Here is a 12679-nt window from a genome sequence, read left to right on the forward strand (position 1 = left end):
TCCTCCACGTCCGATGCGTGGTCCAGCGGTGCGCGGCTCCCGGGGCAACGGGCGCACCCGCCGCAGGGCGAGGCATGCCAGGCCCAGGCTCTGCGGGGCGCGGGGGCGCAGCAGGCGGAACCGCACCCGCGGGACGCGCGGTCGGCGCGCCCGCCGCGGCCTGCTGTGCACGCATGGCGTCGAGCTTTGCGGCAGGGATGATGCGGCGAACCTCGCCCCCTACCTTGGGCTTCGGACCGGTTCCCGAGCGCGCCATGCTCATCGCGGCAGCAGCCGCTGAATCGATGGTCTTCACCATCGCGGGGCCTCCTGGCGCAGCGGGACGAGCGGAAGCCGGCGCGGCGCCCTCGGCCGCTGCCTGAGCGGGGGCGGCGGGGGCTGCAGCCTGGGCTTTCGGCTCGGGTACGGGCGCAGCGGCCTCTGCTGCAGCAGCGCTCCCGTCACCGCGAGACGGCACCGTCTCCCGTACGCGCTTCACCGTGGCGTCTTCGAGTACGCTGAAATTGCCTCGCGCGTCAACTCCATTGGCGCGAAGAAGATCGAGGAAATCCTTCGCGGGATACCCCATCTCCTTGGCCAGCTCGTACACGCGCAGCTTGTTGTTGTTGCTCACAGTCATCCCTACTTTCGATCTTCAGCGTCGCCGCTTCGCCGCTATCCGCTTGGAGGCCGTTCTCCCGAAGGACCGAGCATCTCGCTCAAGCGCGCCATGCACGCTTCTTCCATCGCGTCAGCGAACATCCGCTTGAATCGCTTCTCGCGAATCAAGCGAGCCAGACAGTCACCGCCTCGGCACACGTACAGCCCTTTTCCCGTGGGGGCCACGCGCGCGCCTCGGCGCATTCTCTCGTTTGCCTCTCCGTCGGAAGAGACCTGACCTGCTCCCTCCGCATCGTTGCGAGTGCCGGATGGGTCGCAGGTCACATTCTCGGGCCAGCCGATCCGTCCGCCGGGACGGCGGACGAGTCGGACCAGCGTTGTTCTAAGGTGGGCAACTCGGCAGACCACACACACCCGCGTGGGCGTGTGAGAGGCCGAACCGACTTCCTCACCCGCCTCAGACGATATCGGTGTAATCGTCTTCCTCCACCTCGAACCGCCGTGGGCGTCCGCCTTTCGCTCGCTTCTTCTTGAGACCATCGTCGTCGTCGCGGCCCTTCTTCTTCTTGCGATGGTCGTCCTTGTCGGCCAGCGGAACAGCCTCAGGCGCCGGCTGGTCGAGGTAGAAGGTGGGCAGGCTTCCCATGTCCTGGGGCTCGACCTCGACCCCCTCATAGAGCGCGGGGTCGTAGGCTGCCGGCTCCTCGCCGTAACCATACCCAGGCTCGGCCTCGGGCGCGGGCTGCTCAGGCTCCTCGAGGGGGGGAAGACCCAGTGCTGCGCGCTCGGCGGCGATGCGTGCCTTCTCGGCCTCTTCCGCCTGCCGCTGCAGCTCCTCCTCGGCGCGACGCGCCTCTTCCTCGCGCTGGATGTCGCGCCACTGCGCCTCGCTCTTGATGTCGATCTTCCACCCGGTCAGCTTGGCTGCAAGGCGCGCGTTCTGCCCCTCCTTGCCGATGGCCAGGGAGAGCTGCTGGTCCGGCACCACGACCAGGGCGGTCTTCTCCTGAACGTTGAGCACCACATGCACGACACGCGCGGGCGACAGCGCATTGGAGACGAAGACCGCAGGATTCTGGTTCCAGTTGATGATGTCGATCTTCTCGCCGCGGAGCTCGTCGACCACCGACTGAACCCGCGAGCCCTTCGGACCCACGCACGCACCGACCGGATCGATGCTCGGGTCATTGCTCTTGACGGCGATCTTCGAACGATATCCGGGCTCACGCACCACGGCTTTGACGTTGATGAGCCCCTGCCTGATCTCGGGGACCTCGAGCTCGAACAGGCGCTTCAGCAGCGCGGGGTGCGTGCGAGACAGCAGGACCTGCGGCCCGCGCGTGGTGCGACGGACCTCGATGACGTAGGCGCGGACGCGCTCCCCGTGACGGAAGTACTCGTGAGGCGACATCTCGGAGGCCATGAGCACGCCTTCCGCCTTGCCCAGGTCGATGAGCGCGTTGCGATTCTCGTAGCGCTGCAGGGGACCAGTGACGATGTCGCCTTCCTTGCGGGCATACTCGCTGAACACGATCTCGCGCTCTGCCTCGCGGATGCGCTGCACGATGACCTGCTTGGCGGTCTGGGCGGCGATGCGACCGAAGTCGGTGGGTGTGACCTCGATAAGAACCTCTTCGCCGGGCTGCACGCCATCGACGAGCATCTCGGCTTCTTCGAGGGACATCTGGAGGATCGGGTCCTCGACCTCTTCGACGACGAGCTTGCGGCTGAATACACGGCTCTGGCCGTTCTGCCGGTTGATCTCGACCATGATGTTCTCGTCGGGACCGAAGTTGCGCTTATAGGCCGCAGCCAGGGCGTCTTCGAGCGCCAGGACGAGCATGTCGAGGGGGATGTTCCGATCTTTCTCGATCTGCTTCAGCGCACTGATGAATTCTGTGTTCATTCCAGACCATACCTCCGTCGGGCGAATCGCGACGACGCGTTCGCCCCGTATTCTGTTGTCTTGGTCTCTCGCCACTGACCCGGACCACGCGGTGGGAAACGCGGACGCTTCCCGATCGACACGTGCCGGGCCGTGCGCTGGGCTTGCCACGAGCCCTGTTCACCACGAACGCCGTACAGCGAGGTTCAACCTGACGGAGAGCGGTCCTCCCAATGTCCTGGTGCGCGATCGGCACGCCGTCGCCACCTGGAGGCGTCGGCGCGCCGCCTTCAGGGCAAAAAATCTGCCCGACGGCGGGTGCCGCGGGCAAGATCGACCTGAAAGCAAAAGAGCGGGTCGAACCCACTCTTTCGAGTCAAGCAGAGCGCAGGCCTCGAGGATGATATCATATCGTCGATAGCCATGCAAGGGCCCGCGGCCCGCGATGCGCGCCCGCGGTTCGTCGAGGCGATGTCAGGGGGCCAGGCAGGCAGCCCGCGGCTTCGCCAGCATCTCGAGCACGAGGTCAGCGGTGCGTGAGGCCGAGTCCGGCGCCGAGAGATCACGGGAGACGCGCCGCATGCGCCGCAGCGTGTCGACGTCTCGCAGCATCTCCTCGATGGTCGTGGGCAGCGTCTTCTCGCTGGCCGCGCGCACGGCCACCCGCTTGTTGAGCAGATACTTCGAGTTGCGCATCTCCTGACCGGGCAGCGGGTGGATGATGACCATGGGCAGTCCTGAGGCGAGCGCCTCGGCAGAGGTCAGCCCCCCGGGTTTGGTGACCAGCAGATCTGCGGCGGCCATGTAGTCGTAGACGTTGTCGATGTATCCGAACGACTGGAGCCGCACCGGATGCCCCCCGAGACGCTGACGCTCCTCGTCGAGCTGCTCGCGCAGACGCTCGTTGCGCCCCGCGAGAACCACCATGTGCATGGGGCGCTCGATGCGTCTCACGAGCTTCATGATGCGCTCGACCGGCCCCATTCCGAGACCGCCGCCCATCACCAGGACCACGGGAAGGCCGGCATTGAGATCGAGGCGATCGCGCAGCGCCTGCAACTCGCGCGGCTGCCCGAACCGCGGGTCGATGGGGATTCCCGTGACGCGGACCCGCTCGCTCTCCACCCCGCGGGCGATGAGCTGGCGCTCGAGATCGTCGTTGGCCACGGCGTACACGTCGACGTTCTTGTGGACCCAGCCCGGGTGAACGACGAAGTCGGTGACGATTCCAACGCTCGGAACGCGAAGCCCGAAGCGCTCGCGTATCGACGAGATGATGCCGAAGGGGAATGCGTGCGTGCAGACGATGACGTCGGGCTTCCACGACTCGATGAGGTTGCGGAACGTGCCCCCGTAGAGTCGGTTGAGCACGCGGCGAACGCCCGACAGGCTCGAGGGGCGCTCCTTGCTCTCATAGATCAGGCCGTACAGGGTGGGAAAGGCCTTGAGGAGATGGATGTACCCCTCCTCCACCATCTTCCCCACGCGCTGGCTGGCGTACTGCACCGAGTTGATGATCTGCGCATCGACGTCGGGCAGGCGCTCGCGAAGCGCGCGAAGGGTGGCCTCGGCGGCTGCCGCATGACCTGTGCCCATGTTCGCTGATAGGAAGAGAACCCGTGCTGGGACCGCCACGTCCGCTCCTGTTCCGCTTGCGTCGCCTGTCGAAGGTTGGGTCGAGGCTTCGACCCTTCGAAGAATTCTCCTCGGTGCCAACGACCACGTCCCGATCACGCAGGGCCTGCGCGCGACCATGACCGGCCGCGGCGCATATGCCCGCTAACACAACTCTAGCACTCATGCCCGGAGACTGCCAAAATGTGAATAAGATGTTACTACAAAGAGAAAAGACTCGAAAAACAGCAAAAACAACGTGATTCCCACCCTTGCTCACCCCCCGTTCCCGTGTGTAGGATGTGGAGGCGTGACGGGCCTGACAGCCTGGCGCTATTATTTTTGCCCCGTGCCTGGCACTCGACCTGCTCGAGTGCCAGAGCGCTCCGCCGACAGGCGCGGCAGAAACATGACCGCCGCCTCGACGAGGCGCCCGGCGCAAACTGACCCCTAGATCACGATGGAGGTAGTTCCATGACAACGGCAACCAAGCTGAGCATCCGCCCGCTGGGCGATCGCGTCATCCTGAAGGCGCTCCCGAGCGAGGAGAAGACCCGCGGAGGCGTCATCCTTCCCGACACCGCGAAGGAGAAGCCCCAGCAGGCCGAGGTGGTGGCCGTCGGTACCGGCCGCCTGCTCGACAACGGCGAGAAGGTCCCGATGGAAGTCAAGGTCGGTGACAAGGTGCTGTACGGCAAGTACTCAGGCACCGAGGTGAAGATCGAGGGCGAAGAGTTCCTCATCGTCAAGGAAACCGAGATCCTCGGCATCCTCCAGGGCTGATCCAGGCGGGGCGCGGGCACCTGAGATGCCCGCTGCCCCCCTCCACGGTCTGACAACGTTCCACCCAAATCACAGCAAGGAGAGACCCAATCCATGGCAGCCAAGATGCTTCTCTACAACGAAGAGGCCCGCAAGGCCCTCGAGTGCGGCGTGAACCAGCTCGCGAACGCCGTGAAGGTGACCCTCGGCCCGCGCGGCCGCAACGTGGTGCTCGACAAGAAGTTCGGCGCCCCCACCATCACCAACGACGGCGTGACCATCGCGAAGGAGATCGAAGTCGAGAACCCGTTCGAGAACATGGGTGCTCAGCTCGTGCGCGAGGTCGCCAGCAAGACCAATGACGTCGCTGGCGACGGCACCACCACCGCCACCGTTCTCGCCCAGGCGATGATCCGCGAGGGCCTCAAGAACGTGACCGGCGGCGCCAACCCGATGATGGTGAAGCGCGGCATCGAGAAGTTCGTCGAGCACGTGGTCGACGAGCTCAAGAAGCTCGCCACCCCGGTCGAGACGAAGGAGCGCATCGCTGAGGTCGCCTCCATCGCCGCCAACAACGACCAGGCCATCGGCAAGCTCATCGCCGAGGCGATGGAGAAGGTGGGCAAGGACGGCGTCATCACCGTCGAGGAGTCGAAGACCCTCGCCACCTCGCTCGACCACGTCGAGGGCATGCAGTTCGACAAGGGCTATGTGTCGCCGTACATGGTGACCGACCCCGAGCGCATGGAGGCCGTGCTCAACGAGCCGTACATCTTCATCACCGAGAAGAAGATCTCGGCCGTCGCCGACATGCTGCCCCTGCTCGAGAAGATCGTGCAGATGCAGCGCCCGCTCGTCATCATCGCCGAGGACGTCGATGGTGAGGCGCTCGCCACCCTGGTGGTGAACAAGCTCCGCGGCACCTTCCAGGTCGTGGCCGTGAAGGCCCCCGGCTTCGGCGACCGCCGCAAGGAGATGCTCAAGGACATCGCCATCCTCACCGGTGGCCAGGTCGTGAGCGACGAGCTCGGCATCAAGCTCGACAAGGTGACCATCGACATGCTCGGCACCGCCCAGAAGGTCAAGGTCACCAAGGACGAGACCACCATCGTCGAGGGCCGCGGCAAGAATGACGAGATCCAGGGCCGCATCGAGCTCATCAAGCGCCAGGTGAAGGAGACCGACAGCGACTTCGATCGTGAGAAGCTGCAGGAGCGCCTCGCCAAGCTCGTGGGCGGCGTCGCCGTCGTCCGCGTGGGCGCGGCCACCGAGGTCGAGCTCAAGGAGAAGAAGCACCGCATCGAGGACGCGCTCAGCGCCACCCGCGCCGCGGTCGAAGAGGGCATCGTTCCTGGCGGCGGCGTCGCCTTCGTGAACGTGCTCAAGAAGCTCGACTTCAAGCTCGAGGGTGACGAGGCCATCGGTGGCAACATCGTGCGCCGCGCGCTCGAGGAGCCCCTCCGCCTCATCGCCAACAACGCGGGCCAGGAAGGCTCGGTTGTGGTCGAGCACGTCAAGACCCTCGACGCTGGCCACGGCTACGACGCCCTCAACCAGAAGTACGTCGACATGGTCAAGACCGGCATCGTCGACCCGGTGAAGGGCCTGCCCTTCTTCTTTTCCGTGCTTCCAGACCATGGCTTGAACCCGACGCAAAGCAGGATCAGCCCACCGCCCCGTCCAAAAGCGGCCGCGTGATTTCCCGCTATTCCCGCCCCGAGATGACGGCGATCTGGGCCCCCCAGAACCGCTTCCAGAAGTGGCTCGACGTCGAGCTCGCCGTCTGCGAAGCCTGGGCCCGCCTGGGCACATTCGAAACCGCCATGGTCGCGCGCGTCCGGGGCCAGGCGCGCTTCGACATCGACCGCATCGACGAGATCGAGAAGACGACGCACCACGATGTGCTCGCCTTCCTCGGAAGCGTGCAGGAGAGCGTCGAGCCAGACGACGCGCGCTGCATCCACTTCGGCGTGACCTCGTCGGACGTGGTCGACACCGGTCTCGCGCTCGTCATGGTCGAGGCAGCCGCGCACATCGACGCCGAACTCGATCGTCTCACCGCAACCGTAGCCGCCTGCGCATTGCGCCATCACGATACGCTCATGGCCGGCCGAACCCACGGAGTGCACGCCGAACCCATGAGCCTGGGCCTGAAGTTCCTGCTCTGGCATGAGGAGCTCAAGCGCCAGAAGGAACGCCTGGCCCAGGCTGCCGCCTCGGTTCGCGTAGGGAAGATCTCGGGCGCGGTGGGCACCCACGCCACCGTGCCCCCCGAGATCCAGGCCTGGGCCTGCGAGCGCCTGGGCCTCGCCCCGGCGGCCGTGTCCTCGCAGATCCTGCAGCGAGACCGTCACGCACACTTCGCAACCACCCTGGCCATCATCGCCGGGACCCTCGAGAAGATCGCGCTCGAGTGCCGTCATCTGCAGCGCACCGAGGTGCTCGAGGTGCAAGAGCCGTTCCGCGTCGGTCAGAAAGGGTCGTCGTCGATGCCCCACAAGCGCAATCCCGTGGGCTTCGAGAACCTCTGCGGCCTGGCGCGGGTGGTGAGAAGCAACTCGCTTGCCGCCATGGAGAACATGGCCCTCTGGCACGAGCGCGACATCTCGCACTCTTCGGTGGAGCGGGTCATCCTCCCTGACTCCTGCATCCTGCTCGACTACATGCTCCACCGCCTGAACGGCCTGCTCACCGATCTGGTGATCTTCCCGGACAACATGCGTCGCAATCTCGACAGCACGGGCGGGCTGCTCTACTCCCAGCGCGTCATGCTCGCGCTCGTAGATCGCGGCCTGCCTCGCCCTGAGGCGTATGACCTTGTGCAGACCGCTGCGAAGCACGTCTGGGATGAGGGCGGCACCTTGCGCGCGCGACTCGCCGACGATGAGCGGGTGAGCAGCGCGCTCACCTCCGATGAGCTCGACGCGCTGTTCGACCCCGCGCACTACCTGCGCCATCTCCCGACCATCTACGCACGGGCCGGCCTGCCCCTTACGCACTGAACGTGCGCATCCGCCTCGCCATCGCGCTCGTGCTGGTGCTGGCCGTGGGGGTTCCCCTCCTCTGCTGGCTCAGCACCCCCGAGGAAGCGCTGCTGGGGTGGTGCGGCGTGGGTCGAGGCGAGTTCGAGAACTGGGCGTTCACCGACTGGTGGGTGCCGCAAGCCGCCAGGTGTCACATGGAGGCGAACGCCGGCGCGCCCCTGACGGGACTCTGGGGCGTGCTCGGCATTCCACGCGACCTCGAGATCGGCAACTACCTCGACGGGGTGCTGATCGCGCTGCCCCTCAAGGCCCTCCTCGGGCCTCTGCGAGGGCACAACGCCCGCGTCGCGATGGTGCTCTCCCTGAACGCGGCGGCGGCCTTCTGGGCATGCCTGCAGGCCGCGCGCACCGCGCAGCAAGACGATGACCGGGCAGAGGCGCTGGGCACCCCGACGTCGCCTCCAGTCCTGGCATCCCCCGTCCCGACAGACGCCGCGGTTGCCGCGGCCGTGGTCTGCGCCGTGGCACTTGCCTGCAATCCCATCACCCTCTGGGACGTGGCCGAATCACGCTTCGCCCAGGCGCTCATCGCCCCCCTCGTGCTCTACCTCGGCGCCATGCTGCGATGGATGCGCGCGCCATCGTGGCAGACCGCGGCACTGGCGGGCGTCGCCCTGGCACTCACCGCCCTCGACTACTGGTATGCGGCCATTCTCGTCCTGCCCGTCGCGCTGATGATGGTCGCCTGCCGCCGTGACGCACTGGGGGGTGGGCTGCTGCACGCCGCCCTCGGTGCAGCGCTGTGCCTGCCCTTTGCGCTCCCCCTGCTGGCCTCAGACGCGGGGCGCACCCCCTGGGGCACGCCGTTCCCCGCGCTCGAGCAGCTGCGCATCCCCGCGCGCGGCGTGCTGGGGCCACCCGGACCTGGGCTTACCGTGGCGCAATCGATCGACCTGGCCGTGCCCCTGGCCCCCCCGCTGGGCCCCTCGCTGCCCGGACTGCTGGTGGTCTGCGCGATGCTCGCCCTGCCCGCATGGCGACGACGCTCGGGCGCGGCGGCGGCCCTCTGCACGGGCGCCACGCTCTGGTGGGCGTTCGCCCTTGGTCCCTTCGTGCGGTTCCACGGCGAGGTGATTGCACCTGGCCTGGTCCACGCGCTCAGCTATCGATGGGTGCCGTTCCTGTGGCGCCTCTACTGGCCTGCCCGAACCCTTCCCATGGTGGCCACGGCGTTGGCGCTGCTGTGCGCGCCAGGGCTAACCTGGCTGCTCGAGCGCCTGCCGTCCGGCGCAAGGCGAACACGCTGTCTCCCGCGTCGCAGGGCCTGCTCCCCCTGCCGATCTCGACCCCACGCATCCCTGCCCCCTATCGGGAGGGGCTCCTGGGGAACACGCGCGATGGCGTGGTCGAGCTGTCGCTGCCGGTGAATGCGTCTTCCGCGGTGTGGTATCAGACGTGGCACGAACATCCGCTGCTGGGCGGACAGGCGTTCTGCCCGCACCGGGACACCACCATGCCCGGCTGGGCCAGAGACCCGAGAGCGCTGAACGACGACCCGCTGATGCGCTGGGCCGGCGCGGTGCGAAGTGGCGAGACGGCCGCGGCACCGCCCACTGACGCCGTGCGTCGGATGCGCGACGCTGGATTCCCCTGGCTGGTGGTGCAGCGCACCTACGGCGAGCGCAGCATCGAGGGCGCGGAGCGGCTCATCGCCGCCCTCACCCGAGCGCTGGGGCCGCCCACGCTCGCATCTCCCGAAACGAGCGCGTGGCGCTTGAACGCGTCGCCCTGAGTCGCGAACGATCTAGCCGCCTTCGATCATTCCGCGGGCGACCAGAAGCGCTGCTGACGCGACCGCGCCCCCCATGGGATGGGTGAGCTGGAGCAGGGACACCCCTGCAAGGCCGACGTCGAGGGTGGCCGCAAGCAAAGCGCTGCTGTCATCGTGCTTCACGGCGTCGACGCGCTCGAGGGTGCCGCGCACAGCAAAAAGCCGCGGTCGAAGTTGACAGGCCCCCACACAATTGAGTATACTCTCGAAGTTGCCGCGCGGGCATGCCTTGCGCGGTCGCCTGACGGCCCTGGCTGACAGGCTCAAGCAGAAGCGCTGCTTCTCACCTTGTCGACGCCCCTCTCCACGAGGCGGCTGTTGAAAGGTCTGGAACACGAGACCCTCGCGCAAGCGCTTGCGTCTCGTCTTTCCTGAGAACGGCGCGCGTCGCCGTTTTTTTGTTGCGTGCGACGCCGCAGAGGAAAGAAAGGAAGCTCGATCATGCCCAAGATCCGAACCAAGCGCGCGGTGGCCAAGCGCATCAAGCTCACCGGCAGCGGCCGCGTGAAGCGCATGAAGCAGTTCAGCGGCTGCCACCACATCCGCGAGAAGAAGTCGCCCAAGCGCACCCGCAACTTCCGCAAGACCGCCCTCGCGGCCCCTGGCGACGAGAAGAACCTGAAGCGTCTCGCGCCCTACGCCTGAAGACCAGAGGAGATAGAAGAAGATGCCCAGAGTCAAGCGAGGCGTAATCGCCCTCAAGAAGCGCCGTACCGTGATGAAGCTCGCGAAGGGCTACCGCGGTGCCCGGCACAAGAAGATCAAGTCCGCCCGCGAGGCGGTGATGCACGCGCTGGTCTACGCCTACCGCGACCGTCGCGTGCGCAAGCGCGAGTTCCGCCAGCTGTGGATCGCCCGCATCAACGCGGCGGCTCGCATGTTCGACCTGAGCTACAGCCGTCTCATCGGCGGACTCACCAAGGCGGGCGTGGCCGTCAACCGCAAGGTGCTGGCCGACCTGGCGATCAACGACCAGGGGTCGTTCGCCGCGTACGTCAACATCGCGAAGTCGCACCTCCCGGCGACCGCGGCAGCGAACTAGGTTCCGCATGCGCCCTGTAGACGCGGTCCCCGGCGGCGGGGGCCGCCGTCTTTCTTTTCCGTGGGCAGTCATCGCGGTCGTGGTCGGCCTGGCCATCTCCGCGCTGACCAGCGGGTGTGCTGGCCAGGCGCCGGCCCCGCCGCCACCGCTCTCTCCCGAGCTGGTGAACGCCCGCCTCGGCCTCGGCACCGTGCGTGCGGTGGCCTACACGGCCGACGGCGCGCTCATGGCCGCCGGCGGTGACGTGGGACGCCTCTACATCATGGAGACGGCCACCCGCCGCTTCAAATCTGTCATCGCATGCGCGGGCGCGGTGCGCGCCCTTGGCGTCGCGGGGCAGACGGTGGTGGTGGGAACCGCCACGGGGGCGGTATCTCGGTACTCCCTCGATGACGGCGGACTCGACAAGCCCCTGACCTCCCTCGACGCTTCTGCCCCGGTGAGCGCGCTCTCCATTGACGCGCAGGGCACCCTGGCCGTCGTGGGATGTGAGAACGGCCTCGTCCTGCTGTGGGACCTCAAGTCGGCCACTGCACGCGCCTCGCGCGCCAATGCCCACAAGGGCGCGGTGCGCGGCCTGGCGTTCAGCGCCGACGGCCAGTCGGTCTACAGCGCGGGAGACGACGGCGTCGTGCGCGCCTATGAGGCGGCCTCGCTGAACGACCGCAAGCAGGCAAACCCGCAGAGCACGAAGCTGCTCTCGCTGGTCGCGCTCGCTGACGGCAAGGTCGCGGCGGGCGGAGAAGACGGCAGCGTGCGTCTGCTCGACGGCGCAAGCCTGGGCGTGAGCGCCCGCTACAGCGATCTGCAGGGCCCCATCCACTGCCTGACGGCATCCGGCCCGTACCTGGCCGCGGGCAGCACCGCCCAGCGGCTCGCAATCTGGAAGATCAGCGCGGAGGCCCACGCCGCGATGCTCCAGAACGAGGGAGGGGCCAACCCCGTTGGCTCCGTTCTCGCCTGCGCCTTCACCCCGGACGGCAAGCAGCTGGCGGCGGGCGGCGACGACCGCGTGGTCATCGTCCGCCCCGTCGATCCCCGTTCGAAAGAGGAACCGCTCGTCTACGGCACGCCGCCCAGCATCCTCTCGCTCGCCTGGTCACCCGACGACACCACCATCGCAACCGTGGGGAGCGGTCCCACGGTGCAGCTGTGGGACGCCTCGACCCGGTCACTGGCCAAGGTGCTCCCCCTGCGCGGCGTTCGCGGCGACATCCAGGCGGTCGCGTGGTCACAGACCGGGGGCATCGCTGCGGGCTCAGAAGATGGCAGCGTGTGCCTGCTCGACCCGAAGAGCGGGGTCTCGGTGCGGGGCGAGCTCCCCTCCGAAGAGCGCAGCGAGCCACGCCAGGTGAATGACGTGGCCTTCTCGCCCGATGGACGCCTGCTGGCGTCGGCCGGGTGGGACCGCAAGATCCACCTCTGGGGCGTCTCTTCGGGAACGCTCACCCACCAGGCCGAGCTGAAGGGGCACACGAACGGCATCTCCGCCATCGCCTTCTCGGCCGACGGCACCGCGCTCGCCTCGAGCTCGTGGGACCAGAGCGTGCGCTACTGGACGCTCGCCTCGTCGTCGGAGACCCGACGCTTCGGCGGCATGTCGGGCCCGGTTTTCTCGGTGGCCCTCGGGAAGAAGCCCGCTCTCGTGGCCGGCGGATGGCGAGGCCAGGCCTGGGTGTGGAACCCCGAAACGGGAGCAAACGACTTCCGCAAGGGCAGTCAGACCGACGTGGTCTTCCGTCTCGCCTTCTCACACGACGGCCGTTGGGTGGCGAGCGGGTCGGCAGACCGAACGGTCTGGCTGTATGACCTCGAAGAGGGCATGTCGCCCGTGAACCCGCACATCGGCGACTTCCGCGCTGGCGTGCGCGGCCTGGGCTGGACGAGGGACAACGCCCGCCTGGCCATCGGCACGTTTGATGGGGGTCTCTTCATCCTGCCCTCGCAGATCCCCGGCACGT

Annotated in this window: 13 protein-coding genes; 8 read left to right on the forward strand and 5 right to left on the reverse strand. The window is 67.3% G+C overall.

The genetic code is table 11. The features are described from left to right. The 4 genes from EB084_09915 to EB084_09930 all read right to left on the reverse strand — a co-directional run. Positions 1-619 (reverse strand): hypothetical protein (locus EB084_09915; protein ID NDD28566.1); only part of this gene is annotated, 619 nt, incomplete at its 3' end. A 35-nt stretch (positions 620-654) separates the two neighbouring features. Then, positions 655-1317 carry a DUF448 domain-containing protein gene (locus EB084_09920; GenBank protein ID NDD28567.1) on the reverse strand — a complete coding sequence of 221 codons (663 nt, stop codon included), beginning with the start codon at positions 1315-1317 and terminating at the stop codon, positions 655-657. Continuing rightward, positions 1058-2506: a transcription termination/antitermination protein NusA gene (gene nusA, locus EB084_09925; GenBank protein ID NDD28568.1), complete on the reverse strand. Its 1449-nt coding sequence runs from the start codon at positions 2504-2506 to the stop codon at positions 1058-1060. Before nusA ends, EB084_09920 begins: the two co-directional genes overlap by 260 nt. Before the next feature lie 453 nt (positions 2507-2959). After that, positions 2960-4240 carry a hypothetical protein gene (locus EB084_09930; GenBank protein NDD28569.1) on the reverse strand — a complete coding sequence of 427 codons (1281 nt, stop codon included), beginning with the start codon at positions 4238-4240 and terminating at the stop codon, positions 2960-2962. A 333-nt stretch (positions 4241-4573) separates the two neighbouring features. On the opposite strand from EB084_09930, the gene EB084_09935 reads away from it, so the two are divergent. The 5 genes from EB084_09935 (at position 4574) to EB084_09955 (ending at position 9637) form a co-directional block, all read left to right on the forward strand. Continuing rightward, a complete protein-coding gene (locus EB084_09935) occupies positions 4574-4882 on the forward strand; it encodes a co-chaperone GroES (protein ID NDD28570.1) in 309 nt (102 codons plus the stop codon). A 93-nt stretch (positions 4883-4975) separates the two neighbouring features. Then, on the forward strand, positions 4976-6559 hold the full coding sequence (groL, locus tag EB084_09940) for a chaperonin GroEL (GenBank protein NDD28571.1): 1584 nt from the start codon (positions 4976-4978) through the stop codon (positions 6557-6559). Beyond that, positions 6556-7863, forward strand: coding sequence for an adenylosuccinate lyase (locus tag EB084_09945; protein NDD28572.1), 1308 nt, complete (start codon positions 6556-6558; stop codon positions 7861-7863). Before groL ends, EB084_09945 begins: the two co-directional genes overlap by 4 nt. 2 nt (positions 7864-7865) lie before the next feature. Further along, on the forward strand, positions 7866-9272 hold the full coding sequence (locus tag EB084_09950) for a DUF3100 domain-containing protein (GenBank protein NDD28573.1): 1407 nt from the start codon (positions 7866-7868) through the stop codon (positions 9270-9272). Then, entirely contained in the window at positions 9248-9637 is a 390-nt protein-coding gene (locus tag EB084_09955) for a hypothetical protein (GenBank protein NDD28574.1), read from the forward strand. The genes EB084_09950 and EB084_09955 overlap by 25 nt, the downstream gene beginning before the upstream one ends. A 12-nt stretch (positions 9638-9649) precedes the next feature. Here the strand turns inward: EB084_09955 and EB084_09960 are convergent, their stop codons facing one another. Next, on the reverse strand, positions 9650-9829 hold the full coding sequence (locus EB084_09960) for a hypothetical protein (protein ID NDD28575.1): 180 nt from the start codon (positions 9827-9829) through the stop codon (positions 9650-9652). A 288-nt stretch (positions 9830-10117) separates the two neighbouring features. Between EB084_09960 and EB084_09965 the strand changes: the two genes are divergently transcribed. From EB084_09965 to EB084_09975, 3 genes are all read left to right on the forward strand, one after another. Further along, on the forward strand, positions 10118-10321 hold the full coding sequence (locus EB084_09965; GenBank protein ID NDD28576.1) for a 50S ribosomal protein L35: 204 nt from the start codon (positions 10118-10120) through the stop codon (positions 10319-10321). Positions 10322-10343: 22 nt separating this feature from the next. Then, on the forward strand, positions 10344-10718 hold the full coding sequence (locus EB084_09970) for a 50S ribosomal protein L20 (GenBank protein NDD28577.1): 375 nt from the start codon (positions 10344-10346) through the stop codon (positions 10716-10718). A gap of 79 nt (positions 10719-10797) precedes the next feature. Further along, positions 10798-12679: hypothetical protein (locus EB084_09975; protein NDD28578.1), on the forward strand; the 1882-nt coding region annotated here is incomplete at its 3' end.

The sequence above is a fragment of the Pseudomonadota bacterium genome, from assembly GCA_010028905.1.
GTDB lineage: Bacteria > Vulcanimicrobiota > Xenobia > RGZZ01 > RGZZ01 > RGZZ01.